The sequence below is a fragment of the Streptomyces sp. CA-249302 genome (assembly GCF_050936785.1).
In the GTDB taxonomy this organism is placed as follows: domain Bacteria; phylum Actinomycetota; class Actinomycetes; order Streptomycetales; family Streptomycetaceae; genus Streptomyces.
Window position 1 is genome coordinate 5,576,331 of sequence record NZ_JBNJMG010000001.1, and the last position, 20,919, is coordinate 5,597,249.

20 protein-coding genes and 1 pseudogene are annotated in these 20,919 nt (G+C 70.9%); 13 read left to right on the top strand and 8 right to left on the bottom strand.

The features are described 5' to 3' along the window. Nucleotides 1-1,223: 1,223 nt before the first annotated feature. A pseudogene (locus tag ACQEWB_RS25080) lies at nucleotides 1,224-2,075 on the bottom strand (NACHT domain-containing protein); the annotation flags it as partial. Nucleotides 2,076-2,170: 95 nt separating this feature from the next. Here ACQEWB_RS25080 and ACQEWB_RS25085 point away from each other — a divergent pair. After that, complete coding sequence (locus ACQEWB_RS25085; RefSeq protein WP_432834627.1) at nucleotides 2,171-2,827, top strand: Uma2 family endonuclease; 657 nt, start codon at nucleotides 2,171-2,173, stop codon at nucleotides 2,825-2,827. Nucleotides 2,828-2,843: 16 nt separating this feature from the next. Here the strand turns inward: ACQEWB_RS25085 and ACQEWB_RS25090 are convergent, their stop codons facing one another. Next, a complete protein-coding gene (locus ACQEWB_RS25090) occupies nucleotides 2,844-2,996 on the bottom strand; it encodes a hypothetical protein (protein WP_432834629.1) in 153 nt (50 codons plus the stop codon). A gap of 109 nt (nucleotides 2,997-3,105) precedes the next feature. Here ACQEWB_RS25090 and ACQEWB_RS25095 point away from each other — a divergent pair, with 109 nt between their 5' ends. From ACQEWB_RS25095 to ACQEWB_RS25115, 5 genes are all read left to right on the top strand, one after another. Further along, nucleotides 3,106-4,449: a helix-turn-helix domain-containing protein gene (locus ACQEWB_RS25095; RefSeq protein WP_432834631.1), complete on the top strand. Its 1,344-nt coding sequence runs from the start codon at nucleotides 3,106-3,108 to the stop codon at nucleotides 4,447-4,449. A 119-nt stretch (nucleotides 4,450-4,568) separates the two neighbouring features. After that, the gene (locus tag ACQEWB_RS25100) at nucleotides 4,569-5,555 is read left to right on the top strand and encodes a permease (RefSeq protein WP_432834633.1); all 987 of its coding nucleotides are present in this window, start codon (nucleotides 4,569-4,571) and stop codon (nucleotides 5,553-5,555) included. Further along, nucleotides 5,552-6,301, top strand: coding sequence for a TIGR03943 family putative permease subunit (locus ACQEWB_RS25105; protein WP_432843997.1), 750 nt, complete (start codon nucleotides 5,552-5,554; stop codon nucleotides 6,299-6,301). The genes ACQEWB_RS25100 and ACQEWB_RS25105 overlap by 4 nt, the downstream gene beginning before the upstream one ends. A 277-nt stretch (nucleotides 6,302-6,578) precedes the next feature. Continuing rightward, nucleotides 6,579-7,352 (top strand): GAF domain-containing protein, encoded by a 774-nt coding sequence (locus ACQEWB_RS25110; protein WP_432834635.1) that lies wholly within the window; start codon nucleotides 6,579-6,581, stop codon nucleotides 7,350-7,352. 23 nt (nucleotides 7,353-7,375) lie between these two features. Next, nucleotides 7,376-7,654, top strand: coding sequence for a ribosomal protein L7/L12 (locus ACQEWB_RS25115; protein ID WP_432834637.1), 279 nt, complete (start codon nucleotides 7,376-7,378; stop codon nucleotides 7,652-7,654). A gap of 44 nt (nucleotides 7,655-7,698) precedes the next feature. Here ACQEWB_RS25115 and ACQEWB_RS25120 read toward each other — a convergent pair whose 3' ends face one another. After that, nucleotides 7,699-8,547, bottom strand: a complete 849-nt coding sequence (locus tag ACQEWB_RS25120) for a hypothetical protein (protein WP_432834639.1) — start codon at nucleotides 8,545-8,547, stop codon at nucleotides 7,699-7,701. 345 nt (nucleotides 8,548-8,892) lie between these two features. On the opposite strand from ACQEWB_RS25120, the gene thrS reads away from it, so the two are divergent. The 4 genes from thrS (at nucleotide 8,893) to ACQEWB_RS25140 (ending at nucleotide 13,140) form a co-directional block, all read left to right on the top strand. Continuing rightward, nucleotides 8,893-10,161 (top strand): threonine--tRNA ligase, encoded by a 1,269-nt coding sequence (gene thrS, locus ACQEWB_RS25125; RefSeq protein WP_432834641.1) that lies wholly within the window; start codon nucleotides 8,893-8,895, stop codon nucleotides 10,159-10,161. Nucleotides 10,162-10,493: 332 nt separating this feature from the next. Further along, nucleotides 10,494-11,468, top strand: a complete 975-nt coding sequence (locus ACQEWB_RS25130; RefSeq protein ID WP_432834643.1) for a nucleoside hydrolase — start codon at nucleotides 10,494-10,496, stop codon at nucleotides 11,466-11,468. 114 nt (nucleotides 11,469-11,582) lie between these two features. After that, on the top strand, nucleotides 11,583-12,581 hold the full coding sequence (locus ACQEWB_RS25135) for an ArsR/SmtB family transcription factor (protein ID WP_432834645.1): 999 nt from the start codon (nucleotides 11,583-11,585) through the stop codon (nucleotides 12,579-12,581). 88 nt (nucleotides 12,582-12,669) lie between these two features. Next, nucleotides 12,670-13,140 (top strand): hypothetical protein, encoded by a 471-nt coding sequence (locus tag ACQEWB_RS25140; protein WP_432834647.1) that lies wholly within the window; start codon nucleotides 12,670-12,672, stop codon nucleotides 13,138-13,140. A 76-nt stretch (nucleotides 13,141-13,216) separates the two neighbouring features. Here the strand turns inward: ACQEWB_RS25140 and ACQEWB_RS25145 are convergent, their stop codons facing one another. Both ACQEWB_RS25145 and ACQEWB_RS25150 read right to left on the bottom strand, forming a co-directional pair. Continuing rightward, nucleotides 13,217-14,134, bottom strand: coding sequence for an LAETG motif-containing sortase-dependent surface protein (locus ACQEWB_RS25145; RefSeq protein ID WP_432834649.1), 918 nt, complete (start codon nucleotides 14,132-14,134; stop codon nucleotides 13,217-13,219). A 277-nt stretch (nucleotides 14,135-14,411) separates the two neighbouring features. Further along, nucleotides 14,412-15,146, bottom strand: a complete 735-nt coding sequence (locus ACQEWB_RS25150; RefSeq protein WP_432843999.1) for a DUF4142 domain-containing protein — start codon at nucleotides 15,144-15,146, stop codon at nucleotides 14,412-14,414. A 282-nt stretch (nucleotides 15,147-15,428) separates the two neighbouring features. Between ACQEWB_RS25150 and ACQEWB_RS25155 the strand changes: the two genes are divergently transcribed. Next, a complete protein-coding gene (locus ACQEWB_RS25155; RefSeq protein WP_432834651.1) occupies nucleotides 15,429-16,115 on the top strand; it encodes a DUF6445 family protein in 687 nt (228 codons plus the stop codon). A 53-nt stretch (nucleotides 16,116-16,168) separates the two neighbouring features. Here the strand turns inward: ACQEWB_RS25155 and ACQEWB_RS25160 are convergent, their stop codons facing one another. Then, nucleotides 16,169-16,537 carry a DUF6479 family protein gene (locus ACQEWB_RS25160; protein ID WP_432834653.1) on the bottom strand — a complete coding sequence of 123 codons (369 nt, stop codon included), beginning with the start codon at nucleotides 16,535-16,537 and terminating at the stop codon, nucleotides 16,169-16,171. A gap of 84 nt (nucleotides 16,538-16,621) precedes the next feature. Between ACQEWB_RS25160 and ACQEWB_RS25165 the strand changes: the two genes are divergently transcribed. Then, nucleotides 16,622-17,182 (top strand): GrpB family protein, encoded by a 561-nt coding sequence (locus ACQEWB_RS25165; RefSeq protein WP_432834655.1) that lies wholly within the window; start codon nucleotides 16,622-16,624, stop codon nucleotides 17,180-17,182. Here the strand turns inward: ACQEWB_RS25165 and ACQEWB_RS25170 are convergent. Both ACQEWB_RS25170 and ACQEWB_RS25175 read right to left on the bottom strand, forming a co-directional pair. Further along, nucleotides 17,179-19,158: an Ig-like domain repeat protein gene (locus ACQEWB_RS25170; protein WP_432834657.1), complete on the bottom strand. Its 1,980-nt coding sequence runs from the start codon at nucleotides 19,156-19,158 to the stop codon at nucleotides 17,179-17,181. The two genes, ACQEWB_RS25165 and ACQEWB_RS25170, sit on opposite strands and share 4 nt — an antisense overlap. A 92-nt stretch (nucleotides 19,159-19,250) precedes the next feature. Further along, a complete protein-coding gene (locus tag ACQEWB_RS25175) occupies nucleotides 19,251-19,649 on the bottom strand; it encodes a luciferase family protein (protein ID WP_432834659.1) in 399 nt (132 codons plus the stop codon). A gap of 276 nt (nucleotides 19,650-19,925) precedes the next feature. On the opposite strand from ACQEWB_RS25175, the gene pstC reads away from it, so the two are divergent. After that, nucleotides 19,926-20,918: a phosphate ABC transporter permease subunit PstC gene (gene pstC / locus ACQEWB_RS25180; protein WP_432834661.1), complete on the top strand. Its 993-nt coding sequence runs from the start codon at nucleotides 19,926-19,928 to the stop codon at nucleotides 20,916-20,918. The last annotated feature ends 1 nt before the right edge of the window (nucleotide 20,919 follow it).

The window sequence follows — 20,919 nt, forward strand, 5'->3', positions numbered from 1 at the left end:
AGCGCGAGCTCCGCCTCCTGCCCGGCGGCCGGCGCGGCGATGTCCGAGGTGCGGGCGATGTAGGCGACGGACTCGGGCAGGCCGATGACCTCTTCCTGGATCTCGTCCCAGCACCGCTCCGTGGCTTTGACGCACGCCCGGCGGTCGGGACCCTGGGCCACCAGCGCGTCGCGGACCAGGAGGTGGCGGAACGCGTAGCAGCCCGCGCCGTATTCGTCCGCCGGGGTGAGCAGGCCGTGCTCCTGGGCTTCGCGCAGCAGGCGGCCGAGACGGAGGGGCAGGTCTCCGTCGAAGGTGAGGGCCAGGTGGGCGATGCGGTAGCGGGCCCAGGCGGAGGTGGACAGCATGGTCGCGGTGAACATCGCCGCGGCAGGGGCCGCCCACGCGTACCAGGGCAGCGTGACGTCGTACAGGGTGAGAAAGAGCAGGCAGGTGGCCGCGGCCGACGCGATGAGCCCCGCCCGCAGGTCGGCTCGCAGATCACCGGCGCGCCGGTGGGGGCCGGGTTCGGCAGTCGACCGCGACAGGGCGAGCACCATGCCGGTGACGAGGGCCGCCGTGGGAACGACGATGTCCGTGACGGCCGAGAAAGACGTGCTGTCCTGTCCCCAGAGCACGGGGAGCTCGTACACCAGGACGGCGAAGCCCAGGCCGTGTTGGAGGGGGCGGCGCAGGTGGCCGAGTCGCAACGGCAGGGACGGCGCGAAACGCGTCGGCCGGTGGGAGTCCCCGCCGTACGCGATCGCCACGCTCCCCGCGACCGCCGCGGAGGCGATCAGCACTTTGACGCCCGCCGCCGGGTCCAGGGCCAGTACGACCAAGCAGGAGACGGCGAGCAGCACGCCGGACGCGTAGAACGGACCCAGCCGCGGCCCGTACCTCTCGGCCATCCGCCACCACAGCAGCAGACCGTCGCTCTCCGACCCCATGGCGTCCGCGATCAGCGCCAGGCGGCTCCTGCCGACCGTGCCCCAGCCCTCGATGTCCGCCGTGGGGTCCGCGGTGTCGAGGACGCGCTGCTGTACGGCGATGGCGTTGGGCAGAGCCGTGAGTTCGCCGGGGTCACGGTGGAGGTTTCCCTCGTAGCCCCGTACGGCCAGGGACAGGAACCACGGCGACGACAGGGCCAGGGCGAGGGGGCCGGCGTTGTTGTTCTCGACCTCCAGGATCACGGGACCCCATCGCTCCTCGTCGATCGCGGCGAGCTGCCTGGCGATATCGTGGGCGGTGAGCGGACGGAGCCTGAGGGTCGTACCCAGGACGTCTGCCATGTGCCGGGCCAAGTCCCCGTACTCGGCCGAGCGACAGGTCACCACGGACCCCGGGAACGAGGCCAGCCAGCGCCCCAACAGCCTTGCCGCGGTGGCCTGCTGGGACGTCGGCAGTTCGTCGAGGCCGTCGAGCACCGGCAGGATCCGGCGATCCCTCACCAACTCCCGTGCGTAGGACGGGCTGACGCCGTAGCGGTCCGTGATGCTCAGCAGGAACCAGTCCTCCAACGCCTGCGACGACGGGTCCCAGGAGGCGAGACCGACGAGGACGGGCACCGGGTCGGCATGGTCGAGGGAGAGGAGACGCCTGACGAGGATGTGGGCGGCGGTCGTCTTGCCGGTGCCCGGCTCGCCGATGATGAGGAGGCGTCTGATGTGCAGAGCCTCGTTCAGACCGATCAGACCCTGACTCGGTGGGGTGTCGGCCGACCCGGAGGGCTCCAGGGTGAACCGGGGTTCCAGCGGTGTCGGTCCCAGGCGCCGGAGGTGTTCGGACGCGACAGCGCGGACACTGCGCCAGAGGGTCTCGGCCGGGGCCCGGACGGGCAGCTGCTGGGTGAGCCGGCGGAGCTGCCAGGCCAGGAAGGGGGCGAGCAGGCCCATCACGGTCAGCGCGACGACCGTCAAGCTCCGGTGTCCGCTACCCAGGGCCCAGACCCCGTAGCCGGCCATCACAAGCCCGCCGACCACAGCTCCGCCGGTCAGCAGCCGGTCCGACCAGGACGCCCCCGAATTCGCCATCCACGCATTTTCCCGACCGCGGCCCACCCTCGCCGCCGAACCGGCATATCCCCGCCGAAACATAACAGCACACTCGTTCGAGTGAACGACTCCGGATTACGCGGGCGGCCCTCCCGTCTACGCTGGGGGGGGGTCGCGTCGAGCGAAGGAGGTCTGTCATGGCGACGGCGGAGCCGATCATCATGCCGGGGTACCAGGGTGAGGCCATCACCGGTCCTTACGACGACCCTGACGGCGACAGTGACGCGGACGGCGGCGTGCCCAATTACGAGGGTGCGAGCGTGGAGCAGGTCTTCGAGCTCTTCAGTGCGGCGGCCCCCAATGGCTGGCGCGTGGAGCTGATCGAAGGGGACATCTACGTGACACCACCCGCCGATGCGGATCATGAGGCATTCGTGTCGGAACTTGTCGACCAAGTCAGCGAGCGACGTCGCGAGCGGTCTCTCCGCAACTGGACAGGCATCGGTTTGAACGTCCCGGGAGCGTCGAAGACCGGACATGTCGTTCCCGACCTGGTCATTGCCCCGAAGGACAGCTTCCGCGGGCCCGAGAAGTGGAACGACCCCTCTCCCGCCCTCCTCGTCGCCGAAGTCACCTCCACCAGTACCGCCGACCGCGACCGTGAGAAGAAGATCCACGGCTACGCCCGCGCCGGCATCCCCGTCTACCTCCTCATCGACCGCGAAGAAGCAGAGGTCATCGTCTACTCCGAGCCCTCCGGCGACGACTACACCCAGAACCCCAAGTACAAGCTCGGCCTCACCATCCCCCTCCCCGCCCCCCTCGACTTCGAGCTGGACACGGCGGAGTTCTGAGCCGCGTTCCGTTCCGTCAGCCCCTGTGGCCGACCTGCTGCACCTGGCCGGTCGGCGTCGAGTCCGCCGCCCTCGCCGGGACGGCATTCGCGGCCAGGAGCAGGGCCGCCACTGCGATGATGGCTGCGCCGAGACCTCGGGCGTAACGCTCGGAGATGTGTCGGAGCACGGCAACCTCTCAACAGCGTTTAGACAGAGATGTATTAAGCGCACTTAAGACGCCGCTTAACCTAGGGGTCGGTGAGGGGCAACGGCAAGAGGTGCAGGGGGAGTTGGCGATGTCGGACCGTGATGATCCGGTGACCATCGGGCGAAGAGTCCAGCAGTTGCGGGGGGAACGGGGGCTGACGCAGAAGCAGTTGGCCGAGCCCGCGTACACGCCCGCCTACATCTCCACCCTGGAGGCCGGGCGGGTGCGGCCCTCCGACGAGGCGCTGCGGCACATCGCCGAGCGGCTCGGGGTCGCTTACGAGGAGCTCGTCACCGGGCGCCCGGCACGGCTCGCCACCGACCTGCGGCTGCGGCTGACCGAGGCGCAGCGGACCCTCGCGGCCGGGGAGGCCGAGCGGGCCGCGGAGCAGTACGCCGCGCTGCTCGCCGAGGCCGAGGTCAACGAACTCACCGACGTCGAGGCCGTCGCCCTGCTCGGCCTCGGCGAGTGCGCCATCGACACCGGTGAACTGGGCGCCGCCCGCAAGTACTTCGAGCGTTCCGAGCAGGCACTCGCCGACGCCCCGCTGCCCGCCCGCGTCCCCGCCCTGCGCGGCCGCGCCGTCTCCCACTACCTCGCCGGTGAACTCCGTTACGCCGTATACCTGCTGGAGTCCGCCCTCGACGAGCTGAATCGCGGCGGACTGCACGACCCGGATGCGCTGCTGCTCCTCTACGCCAGCATCATCGGGCCGTACATGGACATGGGTGCGCACGCCCGTGCCGCCCAGGCCGCCGAGTTCGCCCTCGCCCTCGCGCCGCAGTCCGCCGACCCCGCCCTGGTCGCCCGGATGCACCGCTCGGTCGCCCGCACGCTGCTCGCCGAGGGCCGGATCGCCGAGGCCGACGCCTCCCTCGCCAAGGCCGCCGAGCTGTACCGGACGCTCCAGCTGCGCACCGAGCTCGCCAACTGCCACTGGATGCGCGGGTACGTGTGCGCGCAGAACGGTGAACTGGAGCGCGCCGAGGCCGAGTTGCGGCAGGCGCTGAAGATGCTCGCCGAGGGGCGCGCCGCGCTCTACGGCAGCCAGGCCGCGGTCGAGCTCGCCGACGTACTGCACCGGCGCGGCAAGTCCGAGGAGGCGGCCACCCTCCTCCACGACACCCTGAGCGACCTCAGCCCCGAACGCGGCGCCCTGCACTCCGCCGCCGCCCACCGCCTCCTCGGCATCATCGCCGAGGACGCCCGCGACACGGAGTCGGCGGAAGAGCACTATGTCCGTGCGCTGAGCCTGCTGGAACGGGCGGGCGCGGCAGGCGACCTGGCCGACCTGTGCCGCCTCCTGGGCGACCTGCTCCGCCGCACGGGGAGGGTGGAGGCCGCCCTGGACGCGTACCGGACGGGACTGGGGCATCGAACGGCGCCGGGCACGACCACGCTGGGGCCGGCACCGGCACAGCCTCCCCTGTGATCCGCGCGACCACAGCCTCCTCCGAGCCTGCTCCCGGCTCCCGCACAGCCCCCGCCGGTTAGCCTTCGCGGGGACAGGAGCGGGACGACCGGGGCGGGTGTGTGGAAGAGCGGCGGACGGTGGGCGACGGGCTGCGGCTCGTCGTCCGGGCACTGGTGTACGCCGTTGTCGGCGGCACCGCACTGCTCGCCATCGCGACCGTCGTCTCCGTCCTCGGGCCGATGCTCGCGCTCGACCTCTACACCCCGCCGGTCGCCGCCTGGTGGACCGTCTTCACCGCGATCGCCGTGCAGGGGGTGCCGTTCCTGCTACTGGGCACGGTCGTGTCCGCCGCCATCGGTGCCTTCGTGCCGGAGCGCGTCTTCAGCCGGCTGCTCCCGCGCAGTCCCGCGCTCGCCGTCCCCGTCGCCGGCGCCGCCGGAGTCGTACTCCCCGGCTGCGAGTGCGCCTCCGTGCCCGTCGCCGGGAGCCTGATGCGGCGCGGGGTCGCCCCCGCCGCCGCCCTCGCCTTCCTCCTCTCCGCGCCCGCCATCAACCCGGTCGTGCTCGTGGCCACCTCCATCGCCTTTCCCGGCCAGCCGAAGATGGTCCTCGCCCGGCTCGTCGCCTCCCTCGCGACCGCCGTGGTGATGGGCTGGCTGTGGGCGAGGTTCGGGCGCGACGAGTGGCTGCGCCCGCCGCAGCGGAACGCCCCGGCCGCCGCCACCGGCCTGCGCGCCTTCGGAGCCGGGCTCCAGCACGACTTCCTGCACGCCGGCGGCTTCCTGGTGCTCGGCGCGGCCGCCGCGGCCACCTTCAACCTCGTCGTCCCCCGTTCCGTCCTGGACGTCTTCACCGGCTCCGCCTGGCTGTCGGTCCTGCTCCTCGCCGTCCTCGCGGTCGTCCTGTGCGTGTGCAGCGAGGCGGACGCCTTCGTCGCCGCCTCCCTCAGCGGCTTCCCGCCCACCGCCCGGCTGGCGTTCATGGTGATCGGCCCGATGGTCGACCTGAAGCTGATCGCCCTCCAGACCGGCACCTTCGGCCGCTCCTTCGCCGTACGGTTTTCGTCCGCGACCTGGGCGGTCGCCCTCACGAGCAGCGTGCTGGTGGGGTGGTGGCTGTGGTGAGGCGGTACGGCTCCGCACTGCTCCTCGTCCTCGTCGGCGCGGCGATCCTGCGGATCTCGCTGCTGAGCGAGCTGTATCTGCGGTACGTGCAGGCGGGGTTGCGGCCGTACCTCGTAGTGTCGGGGGTGGTGCTGGTCGGGCTGGGGGTGCTGGCAGTCGTCGTACGCGGGAAGTCCTACGACGATGACGAGCACGCGGGCGACGATGGCGAGCACGGACACGGGCACGGGCACGAGCACGGACATGCCCACCACGGCCCCCGGGGCGCCTGGCTGCTCGCCCTTCCCGCCCTCGCGCTGCTGCTTTTCCCGCCGCCCGCCCTCGGTTCCTACAGCGCCTCGCGTGAGGCGGCGCAGGTGGCCGCGCAGGGGGTCGGGGCCTTTCCGGCGTTGCCCGCGGGGGATCCGGTGGAGCTGACGCTCGCGCAGTTCAGCTCGCGGGCGATGTACGACAGCGGGCGGTCGCTGAAGGGGCGTACGGTCCGGATGACCGGGTTCGTCACGCACGGCGACGACGGCACCTGGTACCTCACCCGGCTGCTCGTCTCCTGCTGTGCCGCCGACGCCACCACCAGCAAGGTCGAGATCCGGGGCGCCGACGCGCCGGTCACCGACACGTGGGTGACCGTGACCGGCACCTGGCATCCGAAGGGGAAGCTCGGCACCGATGCCGCGTGGCCGCCGGTGCTCGACGCCGGGTCGGTGAAGACGGTGCGGGAGCCGGCGGATCCGTACGAGCAGCGGTAGGGCGGTAGGGCAGTAGGGCAATAGGGCAGTAGGGGGTAGCGCTAAGGGGGCGTCACCAGGTGTTTCGTCTCCCGGCGCGGGGTTACTCGGGCAGCGCTTCCGAGTCACGGGAGTCCACGGAGGTGTATAGCCGCGCCGGAAGGAGGCGGTGGCAGTGCGGCCCGAGGACGATCGCCACGGCTACCCCGGAGACGAGCCCCGGTCCGGTGGCGACGGGGGCCGGTTGGACGGGGACGTGGGCCGTACGGGTCGTCCGGGACGTCCGGACGAGGGTGACGTGGGTCGTCCAGAGGGCGGTGAGCCTCCTGGAGGCGGTCGTGATGCGCGGGCTCCGCGGCAGGTCGGCGGGACGGACCGGGTACGGGCCGCCGAAGTGATCGCCGAGGAGATGCGGGGTGCCCGGCCCGAGGACGTGCCGGGGCGGCTGTGCCGGCTGGCGGCGCGGCTGCTGCCGGTGGACGGGGCCAGCGTGTCCTTGCGGAGCGACGGGATCTCCGTGCGGATCGGCGCGAGCGGCGAGGCCGCCGCGCGTCTCGCGGAGGTCCAGGCGACCCTCGGCGACGGGCCCTGCGTTACCGCTTCCCGGACCGGCGAACCCGTGCTCGCCGGCGACCTGACGGCGGGCCGGGACGTGCGCCGCTGGCCGGTGTTCGCGCAGCAGGCGACGGCCGCCGGTGTGCAGGCGGCGTACTCGGTGCCGCTCGGTCCCGCGGCCGACTGCGTCGGCACCCTCGACCTCTACCGCGACACCCCGGGCGAGTTCACCGAGGACGCCCTGCGGGTGGCGTTGCTGGTGGCCGGTGTCATGACGGTGGCTCTGATGGAACTCCCCTGGGACGAGAACGGCGAGGGAACGGCCGCCCTCTGGCTGGAGGATCTGGCCACCGACCACGAGATCCACCAGGCGACCGGCGTGGTCATGGCCCAGCTGGGCGTCGGCGCGGACGTGGCGCTGGCGCGGCTGCGGGCGCGCGCCTTCGCGCGGGACCGGACCGTCACGGAGGTGGCACGGGACGTCGTCGCGCGGCGCGAGAGGTTCGACCGGGACTGAGTACGCCGCCTAGGATCCGCGTCATGGACACGCAGAGTTACGTCTTGGCCGCCGCCGCCCTCTTCGTCGGCGTCGGCAGCATCGAGAACCGGATCTCCCGTGCGGACAGACGGGTCGCCCGGGTCGAGCGCAAACTCGACCTGATCCTCGGCCACTTGGGGCTGCAGGAGGACGAGCCGTGGAGCGCCGAGGTGGCCGAGCTGGTGCGCGACGGCAAGAAGATCGAGGCGATCAAGGTGTACCGGGAGGCCACCGGGGTGGGGCTGAAGGAGGCCAAGGACGCGGTGGAGAAGCTCGGTTAGCCGCTTCGGGGCCAGCTGCTTCGCGCCGGCCGCGTGGCACGCGGTCAGACCTGTACGCGCGCCTGCTTCCTGATCTCCGCCAGCCGCTGGACGCCCAGCTGAAGCGCCCCGTTCGTCGCGTCGGCGGACACGTCGCCGAGGCCGCCGTGCGTGAGGGCGATCGTGTCGTCGCCGATCCGGACCGCGGCGACGTCCAGCGTCAGCACGGTCTGTTCGCCGTCGGCGGTCTCGCCGGTCAGCGTCACCCGCAGGCCCTGGCGGTCGTCCCCGGCCTGCGGTAGTCCGGCGGCCGTGACCTGGACGTTCTGTACGGCGCCGTGCTCGGTCACCGCCGTGAACGTGCCGCATGTCTTCGGCAGCGTCTTCATCCACGCCAGCGTCCGGTCCACGTCCGCGACCGGGAGGTCGAGGACCTGGTAGCGCAGCTGCGCCTGGTCCATCGCGTCGTCGAGGCCGGTCACCGCCCTCGTGCCCGAGTCGCCGCCGAACAGGTCGTCGGCGTAGAGCGCGTCGAGGAGGCGCTTGCAGTCGGGTGCCTCGGTGGTCGCCTTGAGGAGCCCGTCCCGCCAGGTCGCGGCGCCCTGGGTCGGCGCCCACGGGTCGCCCAGGTCGGTCGCGGTGAGCAGTGCGGCCTGGGCCTGGGCCTGGGTGAGCGAACGGGGGGAGGCCGCGGTGCTCGCCGAGGGCTTCGCGGTGGGGGAAACAGTGGGGGAGACGGTGGGGAGCGGGGCCTCGGCCTGCGGCATGGTCGACAGACAGGCGCTTGTCCCCAGCAGTACGCCGGAGGAGACGGCGGTGGCGGCCAGGAGGCGGCGGGTGGTGGTGGCGGTCAGGAGGCGGCGGGTAGTGGCGGCGGTCAGGAGGCGGCGGGTGGTGGGGGTGGTGCGGGGCATCGGGCCTCCTGGGGCGTGCAGGCGACTTGGGAGAAGGGGGTGCGGCAGGCTCGTACAAGATCGGCTGTGTCTCCAAGGGACCACCACAGGACGGGTCCCACCAGCGAGCCGGGCCGTCCGGGGTACGGCGGCCACCCCCGCCGGCGGAAATCCGCTCGCGGCGCCGGGCCGGGGCGCGTTACCGTCGCCGTATGAAGCGCGCCCGGTCGTTCCTCACGACGACGCCGGAGAGAGTCCCGGCGCGCTGAATCCTGTACTGGAAGCCCCGGGGTGAGTGCCCCGGGGCTTTGTCCTGGTCGCTCGCCCTTTCGCCCTTTCGCTCTTTGGACGCGAGGAGAACCGACCATGTACGACCATCGGCGGCTCGGCCGTGAGCTGGACCTGTTCGACACCGATCCCCTGATGGGGGCAGGGCTGCCGTACTGGCTGCCCGACGGGGCGATCGTGCGGCACGTCCTGGAGGAGTACGTGCGGGAGGCCGAGCGGGCCGCCGGGTACCGGCATGTGTACTCGCCCGTGCTGGGGAAGCGGGAGCTGTACGAGATCTCCGGGCACTGGGACCAGTACAGCGAGGACATGTTCCCGCCGATGCGGCTGGGGGCGGAGGAGGTTGTGCTGCGGCCGAGTCTTTGTCCGCACCATGCGCTCATCTACCGCTCCCGGTCGCACAGTTACCGTGAACTGCCGCTCCGCATCGCGGAGTTGGGCGGTATGTACCGGGCCGAGCTGTCCGGTGTGCTGGGTGGGTTGACCCGGGTACGGTCGATTCAGCTCAACGACGCGCATGTCTTCTGCACCCTGGACCAGGTTGTCGACGAGGCCCGCGACGCCTTGGCGCTGATCGGCAGGGCTTACGCCGACCTGGGGATTCGGGCGCATCGGTACCGGCTGTCGCTGCCTGGTGAGGGCGGGAAGTACGTCGCCGATCCGGGGTTGTGGGAGCGGGCCACCGGGTTGCTGCGGGAGGTGCTGGGCGAGGCCGGGGTGGAGTACGAGGAGGCGGCGGGGGAGGCGGCGTTCTACGGGCCGAAGATCGATGTGCAGGTCGTTGATCCGGCGGGGCGGGAGGCCACTCTGTCGACCGTGCAGATCGACTTTCATCAGCCTGAGCGCTTCGATCTGCACTACATCGGGGCGGACGGGGCGAAGCATCGGCCGGTCATGGTGCACCGGAGTGTCATCGGGAGCGTCGAGAGGGTGGTCGCGCATCTCGTCGAGGAGCATGGCGGGGCGTTTCCGGCCTGGCTGGCGCCCGTGCAGTTGGTGGTGTTGCCGGTGTCGGAGGAACAGCGGGTGCGGGGGGAGGAGTTGGTGCGGCGGGCTGTTGCGCGGGGGGTGCGGGCGGAACTTGCCGGGCCGGAGGTGGGGACCCTTGGGGCGCGGGTCCGGGCCGCTCGGCTGGTGCCGTATCAGGCGGTGATCGGGGAGCGGGAGGGGGGCTCGGATCTGGCTGCGTTGCGGTTGCGGGGTGGGCGGCGGGTGGGGGTCGTGGGTGGGGTGGAGTTGGTGGAGCTGGTCAGCCGGGGGTGCGTGGTGGGGTCGGGGTCGGGGCGGTACGGCGAACCCGCCGCCGACGGTACTGCTGTGGGTCGGGAGGGGAACGAGCCCAATTAGCCACGTAAGCGGCGGGTTGCGCCGTACCGCCCCGACCCGCTCCCGTGCGTTCGCGGCTGCGGGTGCGTGGTGGCGGCCCGATCCGCTTCCGGTGCGTTCGCGGCTGCGGGCCCGTCGTGGCTACCGGCCAGCTCCCCTGCGTGGGCGGCTGGGGTCGGCATCGGCCCGTTCCCGTTGGCGGGTGCGTGGGGGCGGCCCGAGCCGCTTCCGTGGTCTTGCGGTTGTGGGGCGGTGTCGACTCGCCTTCCTGTGTGGGGGGCCGTGGGTGTGGGCGCCGTAAGGTCGCTGTCGTCCGGGTCGCGTGGGGCGGTCCGGTGAGAGGAGGCTGTGTGATGGCCGGTCTGCCTGTTCCCGTGATCATCGACTGTGACACCGGGGTCGATGACGCCCTTGCCCTGCTGCTCGCCGTGCGGCATCCGGGGTTGGAGCTGCGGGCTGTCACCTGTGTTGCCGGGAACACGGATGTCGACGGTGTCGTGCGGAACACGCTGACCGTGTTGGAGGTGGCCGGGGCCGGGGACGTTCCGGTCGGGCGGGGGGCCGAGCGGCCCCTGATCGAGCGGGCGCGGTCGGCTCGGCATGTGCACGGGGAGGACGGGATGGGGGACATCGGTGGGCTGCCCGCGCCCACTCGCACGGTGGCCGATGTCGATGCCGTGACCTTGCTGCGGCGCGAGATCCTTGCCTCGCCGCGGCCGGTCACGTTGATTCCGACCGCGCCGTTGACCAACATCGCGCTGTTGCTGCGTACGCATCCCGAGGTGGTCCGCAATATCGAGCGGATCGTGTTCATGGGGGGTGCGGTCGCCACCGGGAACGCCACGCCCGTCGCCGAGTTCAACGTCTGGCACGATCCCGAGGCCGCGGCCGTGCTGTTGACCGCGGGGGTGCCGATCACCATGTACGGGCTGGATGTGTTCACGCGGGTCGTGGTGCCCGGGGCGGATGTGCGGCGGTTGCGCGCGAGTGCGGAGCCGGGTGCCCGGTTGGCGGGGGAACTGCTTGCCCATCGGCCCTCCGCGCCCGATCCCGACGGTGACGATCCGTCCGGTGGGCTCGGGGACGCGGGTGCCGTGTGTGCGGTGATCGATCCGGGTGGCATCAGTACTCGTCTGCTGCCCGTCGAGGTCTCGCTGGCGCCCGGGCCGACCCGTGGGCAGACGATCGTCGACCGGCGAACCCGGCCCGGGGAGGCCGAGATCCATGAGGGCGGTCGGCAGCAGGCCATGGTGCATGTGGCGTTGGATGTCGACGTCGAGCGGTACGTGAAGCTGTATCTGGAGACCGTGGCCGGAAGCGACGGGTGACTGAATTCTCCGAATGGCGAAGTGCGGTGTCCGAATGCCGTCTTGTCCGGGTCCGTGGGGCTGGGCAACGCTCGGGGGGCATCGTCCGACACTCCACCGCTCGGAGAACCCCCCATGTTGCGCGTGCACTTCACGGCGGACGACATCGCGCGCGTGCGCGTGGCCGCCGTACCCGATCCGCTCTGGGAGATCGCCAACAGCTTCCAGTTACTGGCGTCTCCCGAGGACTCCCCCGTGTTCGGGCAGTGGCGTCGGCTGGTACGGCCGCTGCTCGGGCCGGCCGACACCCTGCTCACCGCGCTGCTGCCGCCGCGCGGTTACTCCCCCGACTTTCTGACCCCCGACCGGATCGGCGCGCCCGGTCTGGCCGGTGCGATCGACACCGTGCTGGTGACGCCGCGTGCCCGGTTGCGTGTCGATCTGACGCGGCTTGCGAGGTCTCCGCACCGGCGGCGGCCGTTGCCGGACGTCCGGCCGCTCGCCGACGGTGAGCCCGAGGCGTTGCGGCGGCTCGGGGCCGCCCTGCACGGGTATCACCGGCGTGCCCTGGCTCCGTTCTGGCCGCAGATCCGGGCCCAGGTGGACGCCGACCGGGCGGACCGTGCCCGGGCCGCGCTCGCGGGGGGTGTGGACGGGCTGCTCTCCGGCTTCTCGCCCGCGCTGCGGTGGGCGCCGCCGGTGCTGGAGGTCGACTATCCCGTGGAGCGTGATGTGCATCTGCGGGGGCGGGGGTTGGTGCTTCAGCCTTCCTTCTTCTGTACGCGAAGACCCGTCATGCTGGCCGACCCGGCCGCCGACCGGGCGCCGGTTCTCGTCCATCCCATCGAGCACACCCTCGGGTGGGTCCGTGGGGGTGGTGGCGGGGGAGGCGGGGAGGAGCTCGGGGCGCTGCTCGGGCGTACCCGCGCGGCCATTCTGGAGGACGTCGTCACCGGGCGGACCACCGGTGAACTCGCCGAGCGGGTCGGTATATCGGGGGCGGCGGCCAGTCAGCACACGGCGGTGCTGCGGCGGGCGGGGCTGCTGCTGAGCGTGCGGCGCAAGCGGTACGTCCTGCACACCATCACCCCCGCGGGCCTCGCCCTGCTCACCGGCGCGCGGGCCTCCGTTTAAGGCACGGCTTCAGGCTGTGGCCCGGCCGTGGCGGCGGAGGACAGTCTTGGCGGCGACCAAGTCGCGTCCATTACAGGGGGTTTCACACATGCGCGACAAACGATCCGTCCTCGGTCTCATCGGTGCGCTGGCCATCGCGCTGGCGGCCCTGTTCCTCGCGGGGTCGGCCCAGGCCGCCGACGGTCCCGCCGGGAAGGTCATGGTGCTGCCGGTACCCGCCCAGAAGCTGGCGCCCGCGGCGAACGCCCCGACCATCTCGCCGTCCGTCAACACCACGCATGTGGCGTACGGCGGCACCATCACCTGCCCCAGCGGAAACCTCTGTGCCGGAGTGCAGGACCCGACGACCAACTCCTGGAAGATCTTCTACCTCTTCACCTGCGCCAAGTACTCGGTGTCCTACTGGAACGGTGACGGGCACTACGCCGACTCCCAGACCGGCGGCGTGACCTCGTACTTTTACGGGCAGAGCGGCAACGAACTGACCCACTTCACGCCCGACGGCGGAGTCGACCACCCCTACAACTGGGGCCCGGTCTGGTCCATCCGTAACTGCTGAACCCGCGCCAGTGGCCCGGTCATGACGAACGCCCCGGAGCGGGGGTCTCCGGGGCGTTCGTCCTCAGGGGTGTGGATCAGGAGCGGGACGTGCGGCGGCGCCTCGTCGTGACGACGATGGCCGCGCCGGCCGCGAGGAGCGCCGCGGCGCCGCCCGCGATGATGCCGCTGTCGCTGCCGCCGCCGGTCTCCGCGAGGTCACCGCCGCCGCCGTTGGTGGACGGCGAGGAGGCCGGGGTCGCGGTCGACTCGGAGGCGGACGGGGTGGGGGACTCCGTCGACGGCGTCTCGGTGGCCGGCGGGGTCGTGTCCTCGGCCGGGGTCGACGGCGGGGCCGTGGCGGGCGTGGTGGCGGGCGGGGTGGTCGGGGGCTGCGACTCGGTGGTCGTGCAGTCCTTCGTGCCGCCGTTCCAGGAGGCGATCAGCTTGTCCTTGATGACCGCGTGGTCGGGGCCGGCGGGCAGGTCGCCGTGCTCGAAGCCGTCCTTGGCGTCCAGCTTGCCGTCGAACTTGGTGGCGCCGCGGTAGAGGTCGATCTGCGCGAAGCAGCCCGCGTCCGGCACCGCGATGTCGAGGGTGTCGGTCTTGCCGGGCTTGACGGTCACCGTGTCGAAGTCGTGGAAGACCTGCTGGCCGGAGGTGGCGAAGGTGGCGCCGTGGGCCAGGTAGGAGGCGAGCGAGGCGGTGCAGGTGGAGGCGTCACCGGCGGTGCGGACCGTGACGTGGACCTTGCCGTCGTCCGTCGGCTTGAGGTTCAGGTCGTCGACCTTGACCGAGGCGTAGAAGTTCTTGCCGTCGAGGGAGAACTCGCAGCGGTCGGTCTCGGTCTTCGAACCGGCGCCGGTTCCGGGCTTGTAATGGCCGCCGGACTCCCAGCCGTCGCCGCCCGGGCAGTCGCCGGCCCAGGCGACGGAGGCGGTGGCGGCGCAGATCGCGAGCGACGCGGCGCCCGTTCCCAGCAGGCGTCGCACGATGACACGGCTCGCTATGGACATGCGGATCCCCATCTCGGCATGCAGGACCCGGGTACGGCGGCGCAGGGCAGCATGCGGCAGCCGGCCGTACCGGGGATGATGGTCTGAGTAACACCGGGCTCACTGGTCACATGGGCCTCAGGTGCGATCACATCGTGGATGCCATGGTCGAACGCTGTCAACCTGCGGTGACGCGGGGATAGTTCAAGGGGCCATCACGATTTCGCCACAGCAGGAACGGGCGGCTCCGTATCCGGTTGCCGCCCGTTCACTCAATGGTCGCTCGGTTGCCGCCCGTTCACCTCACGGTCGGGCTCGGGCTCGCGCCCGTACCGGCGGAGGACTCGCCCGGCAGGACCGGCGGTTGGGTGGTGCTGTCCACCGGCGGGGTGAGCACGATCTGCGGCTGGCCCGCGGCCGGGGGCGGCGGGGTCAGGTCCTTGGCGGGCAGCTTCGGCGGGGTCGTCTCCTGGAAGAGGACCTGGTCGAAGTTGACCAGCCCGGTGTTCTCCATGACGGTGATGTGGTCGAGGACCGTCGCGTTGGCCTGGTCGGCCAGCGCCCGCACCACGGTGTTCTTCGTGGTCGAGCGGATCTTCGCGATCGTGTTGAAGATCGAACCGTGCGTCACCCGCAGGATGTTGGCGAAGTCCGTGTCGAACTGCTTGCCGGTGTCCGCGCTGAGGGTGTTGACGAAGCCGACCTGCTGGGGGCTGGCCACGTTGGGGATCGTGATGTTGAGCATCGTGGAGATCTTGCGGCAGCTCGCGTCCAGCGCCGCGTGCCCGTCGATCAGGTGCTTGCTGGCGGTGATGACCGCCTTGCTCTGGCCCTTCTTCAGGCCCAACTGGCCCACCGGGTACTCCCAGAGGCCGGCCGCACGCACCTTGACCACGAAGTCGCGGTCCGCCTCCGTCAGCGGTCCCCACTGGGTCTGCTCGATGACTCTCGTTCCCGAACTGGACACGGTGTTGACCCCGAGCATCGCGGGATAGGCGAGTGCGGCGAGAGTGATACTGAGGGCCCCGCCCACAAAGAGCGTTCCCGTCGCGTTCCGCGAAAAGCGCACCGTGCCTCCTGCCCGGTCGGGGGTACCGCCTGTCGTCGTACGGCGGTTGGTCGGACGGAGGGGAGTACGGATCACACGAGCCCGGAAACCTTTTGATTTGGCAAAGAACGGTGGGTGTGAGGCACGTCATTCCGTGCCCCGGGGGCGGTTGGTGAGGTGCACTTGACTGTGCTCATGACAATGGTTGACGGAATGTTGACCAGTTGGCGGGCGAGTCGGGAGGAACGCCCGACCTAGATTCGGGCCATGCCCCCACAGCCTCAGCCCAGGGTCCCCACGGCCCTTCCCGTCCTGCCCTACCGCAAGCCCACCAAGGGCCGCGACTACTGGGTCCTCGACGACGTCCTGCCGGACGTGGACGCCGTGCGGGGGCGCTGTCTGGCGAAGGACGACTGGGTGCAGGGGTATCCGTACACCTCGGAGACCTGGCCCGGCCTGCGCACCATGCCCGGACTCGAGCCCGCCGAACTCGCCGCCGTGGAACGGCTGGTGCGGAAGGCGACCGGCGCAAACAAGCTGTGGGTGCAGCAGGCGCCCGGCGGCGGCACCCTCAACCACAACTGCATCCAGGTCGTCGGCGAGGGCGAGAGCGAGCCGCGGCCGCACACCGACTCACGGGCGCTGTGCCGGTACGCGGCCGTGCTGTACCTCAACCCGGACGTCGGCAAGGACTGCGGCACCGCCTTCTACCGCCAGTCCCTGCCCGGCGGCCGGCTCGGCGGCAACGTCGTACAGGCCCCGCACAACAACCTCGTCGAGGCCCTCGGCACCCGGTTCGTGCCCGGGGACCACTTCGAGGAGGACGTGCGGGTCCCGCACAAGTACAACCGGCTGCTCCTCTACAACGCCAACCTCGTGCACAGCGCCACCGGGTACACCGGCAGGACGCTGGAGGAGAAGCGGATGACCGCGGTCTTCTTCTGGATGGCCTGAGTTTCCGACGGCTGGATGGCCGGAGCGGTACGGACAGGCGCGGGCTCGGGGTGCTACCTGTGCCCGAGGCCGCCGCTGCCGAAGCCGCCGCTGCTGCCCGGCAGCCAGCGCTTGCGGTGCTGGTCCCTTCCCGTCCTGCTGCCCGAGTGGTGGAGGTCGTAGGGCATGAGCCGCTCCCCGCCCTGCGCCCGCGGGACCTCGTCCGGTTCCCGCAGCTCACGCGTCTCCCACACCGGGCCGGTGGCGGGAAGGTGGGGCTGCTCGTCCGGATTCGGCCGCGGAAGCTCGCGGTCGCGGACCCTCATGCCGAACTGCACGGCCCAGATCAGTGCACCGGCGATGATCAGGCCACCGACAAAGGCGGCGATCACGTTGAGTACCTCGCTCGACGTGGCCGCTACTACAAACGTCGCCGTACTCATGACTCGATTATCGACCCAAACGGGGAGAATGGGGAGATCGAGGCGATGTGGATCGGTGATGTGGATCGGTGATGCGGTTCAGTGGTGCGGTTCAGTGATTACGACCCCGAGTGGCCCCGCAGGGCGGCCGAGGCGGCGGCAGCGCTCCGGGCCGCGGCTCCCGGACTCTTCGTGGAGCTGGAACACATCGGCTCCACCGCCGTCCCGGGCCTCGCCGCCAAGCCCGTCATCGACCTCATGGCCGCCGTCCACGCCCTCTCCGACGCACGCCCGCACGAGCCGGCCCTCACCGGGCTCGGCTTCCGTCCGCACCAGAACGGCATGACCGACCGGCTCCTGTACGTCCGCACCGAGGCCGGCGTCCGCAGTCACATCCTGCACGTGGTGACGTACGACAGCTGGCCGGGCCGGAACCAGCGCATCCTCCGCGACTACCTGCGCGCCCACCCCGAAGAGGCCGCCCGCTACGGGCACTTCAAGCGTGCGCTGGTGGAGGCGGGCACCCCGGCCGGTGACTACGCGCGGGCCAAGACGGCCATCGTGCAGGAGCTCACCGACCGCGCCCGTGCCGAACTGGGGCTGCCCTCCGTGCCCGTATGGGAAAAGGGCGACGGCTCTCGCCATCGCCCTTCGCCGTCCCGTTAGTTGGAGAAGTACAGGTACTTCCACCCGCTGTACGTCGTCGAGTTGACGGAGTCGCCCGACGAGCTGTTGATGTAGTCCGAGCGGAACCGGGCCCTGATGCCGGACTCGCCCGGGGCGCCGAGCTGGATGGCCGACTTGCCGTTCGTGCCGAGGGCGAAGTAGTTCGGGTCCAGGTCGGCGTCGTACCACTTGCCGGCGTAGTAGACCTGGAGGTCGAGGCGGTGCTTGCGGCCCTTGTAGTAGGTCATGGTCGTGGTGAGCACCGGGTCGGTGTTCTTGTGGAACCAGTAGTACGTCGTCGAGCCGATCTTCGCCTTCTTGTACTGCTTCGAGACCGCCGTGGAGATCTTCACCCTGGCGTAGGCGGTGACCTTGACCGTCTTCGGCGCGTACCGGGAGTCGCCGGCGAAGACCGCGGAGACGGTCGTGTCGCGGGTCATGTCGACGGTCGCGGTCAGGTTGCCACTGGAGTTGACCGTGCCGGACTTCACCAGCTTCTTCGGCTTGTCCGCGCCGAAGGGATCGGCCCAGATCTCGACCTTGCGGTTCTTGTACGTCGTACCGAGGTGCGCGGCGAACTTCACGTCCTTGCCGTACGAGTACACCTTGCCGTTGTTGTTCAGGCTCAGCGACGTCGACTTGCGGGACACCGTCACCGCGTCCGAGCCGGCGGCGGCCGCGTGGCTCGCGTCGCCCGCGAAGGACACCTTGTACGTGACCTTGCCGCCGGCCGGCGGGGTGTCGGTGAAGGTGTAGCTGCCGTCGGCCTTCGTCTTCACCGCCGGCAGGGCCTTGCCGTTCGGGGAGTCGAGGTCCGTGCGGGTCACGGTGAGGCTCGTGCCGGTCGGGAGCGGCGTCTTCGACGTCAGCTTGCCGGTGACCGTCAGCTTCTTCGCGCGGTCCGCCTTCGCGGGCGCCGAGACCTTGACGACCGGCAGCTCCTTGGTGGGGTCGGTCAGCGCGCGCAGGGTGTACACGCCGCCGTTGTTCACGGAGACAGCGAAGACCCGGCTGCTGTCCGGCGCCCAGGCCAGCGCGCCCGGCACGAGGGTGTCGGCGCCGCTGCTGGTACCGGTGTTGGGGAAGTCGTACTCCCGCACCGGGGTCTGGTCGCCGGGGTGGTAGACGTGCACGTCCGGCTCGTACCAGGAGTCGCTGCCGCCCGCCACGTTTCCGTCCGGCGCGACCCGCACCGCGTTCGGGTACGCGTCGATGGGGTAGCCCGTCTCCTTGCTCAGGTCGGTGGCCGAGTAGGCACCGATGCCGTAGCCGGTCTCCGGGTCGCCCCACGAGGTGAGGACCTGCTTGCCGTCGGGCGTCAGGTCGAGCTGCTTCGTGCTCGTGTCCATGCTGCCCTTGGTGCGCAGCGTGGCCCCGTCGGCCGTGACGTCGTACACGGCGAGGTCGCCGCCGTTGCCCGCCACCAGGACGCCCGGGACGGCCGGGTCGGAGGCGAGGAAGGTCCCGTACGCGCCGGAGAAGTCCACGTCGCCCTTCTGGGCGAGGTGCACGACGGGCTCGGCGCCGGAGATGTCGAGCGAGCCGAAGTTCGTCGCGGTGGAGAACCAGATCCGGCCGTCCACCACCTCCAGGTCGTCCGGAGCGGTCGTACCCAGCGAGTAGCTGGAGGTGGGCGTCCCCGTCTGGGTGTCGATGGCGACGATCCGCTTGTCGCCCTTGACGGCCGCGTACAGCTGCGAGGAGTCGGCGGACAGCGCGAGGCCGGTCACCCCGGGCTCGTTGGCCAGCGTCGCCCGCACCGTGCCCGTGTAGTCGGCGATCACGATCTTGCCGCTGGTCGGGTCGGAGATGTACACGAGCTTGTGTACGCCGTCCACGACCATGTCGCCGACCGACTTCACCGGCAGGACCCTGGCGGAGTCGGCCGCCGCGGTGCCGGTCGAGGAGACGGCGAGCGCCGCCGAACCGAAGAGGACCGCGAGCGCCGTCGCGGTCGAGATGCTGCGCCTGCGCACAGTTGTTGATACCCCCACGAAGAAACCCCGGTACGGAACCGGGGAGGTGAGAGGCACCTTATGTCATGCCTGTGACAGCCGGGAAAGGGATTTCAGACGTCGGCATCCCGCGGCAGCACCGTCACCCGGTGGAAGTTGCACAGCCCCGTCGACACGTCCGAGGGCGAGGGGCGGCCCGGGTGGGCGGCGTGTGCCTTGAGGGCCACGCTGACCAGGCTGAGCAGCAGGTCGACGTCGGTGTCGCAGTCGAGGTGCACGGTGACCCAACGGGAGCCCGGGACCATGCGGATCGCCGTCGACTCGGCGAAGTCGTAGTGCAGCCGCTGGATCGCCTGGGTGGTGAGGTGGAGGTCCACGTCACGGTCGGAATGGAAGTGCACGATCTCGTTCCGGGCGTGGCGCAGCGCACGGCCCGTGCCGCAACTGGTCGGACACGGCGTGAGATCGGGCCATGCCTCCAGCGCCTTCATGGCTTTCTGGGCCGGTGTCATGAACCCATAGTGCGGTGCTCACCGCGCAGCCACCAGAGATTGCGGGATTCGTAACCCGTAGGAGACGGATGCGGGGCAGCGGGACGGGTGTTGTCTGCGGGCGCCGCACAGGGGCCTCCACGGAGACCTCCACAGTCACCCCACCGAAATGACATGGACCGTTCATTCGCCGGTCATAGATCACGCCACGCAGCGACAGGAACCGGCCATTGACTCTCCCCGCGCGGCACCACCTGGGGCGCGCAGGGGGTGAACCGTTTCCTTTGGGGGGCGTACGTGCTGTCCGATCCTGCCGTACCGCGTAGGCCGCAGTCGGCCCGCGGGTTCGGCGACCGGCTCTTCCGGCACCAGTTGACGGCCACCGGCGTCGTCGTCCTCGGCATCATGGCGGCCGTCGGACTGTTCCTGCTGCTGCGGGCCGCGCAGGCGCTGCGCGCGGTGGGTGTCGTCAAGTTCCTCACCACCGCCCAATGGCAGCCGGACGTCCACAGGTTCGGCATCGCGGCCGTGCTCACCGGCACCCTGCTGATCGCCGCCGTCGCGGTCGTCGTCTCGGTACCGCTGGCCGTCGGCACGGCCCTGTTCATCTCCGACGTGGCCCCGCGCAGACTGCGCCGCACCCTGGTCACGATGGTCGACCTGATGGCCGCGGTCCCGTCGGTGGTGTACGGCCTGTGGGGACTCTTCTTCTTCCAGCAGCACGTCATCGGCCTCTCCCGCTGGCTGTCCGACTGGCTCGGCTGGATCCCCGTCTTCAAGGTGGACGGCACCCAGCCGGGCGAGCCGCTCGCCTCGGACAGCGTGTACACGGCGTCCACCTTCGTGGCCGGCCTGGTCGTCGCGCTGATGGTCGCGCCGATCCAGTGCTCGGTGATGCGCGAGGTGTTCGCCCAGGCGCCGGCCGGCGAACGGGAGGGCGCGTACGCGCTCGGCGCCACTCGCTGGGGCATGATCCGCTCGGTCGTGCTGCCGTACGGCATGGGCGGGATCATCGGCGGCACGATGCTGGGGCTCGGCCGGGCGATGGGCGAGACGATCGCCGTCTACATGATCATCTCGCCGGTCTTCGTGATCCAGCCGCACATCCTCCAGACCGGCTCCAACTCGGTCTCCTCGCTCATCGCCCTGCACTACGGCGACGCGTCCACCTTCGGCATGTCGGCCCTGATGGCGGCGGGCCTGGCGCTGTTCCTGCTCACCCTGGCGGTCAACTTCACCGCCTCCTCCATCGTGGCCCGTTCCCGGTCCGGCGCGCAGAGCGAGGCATGAG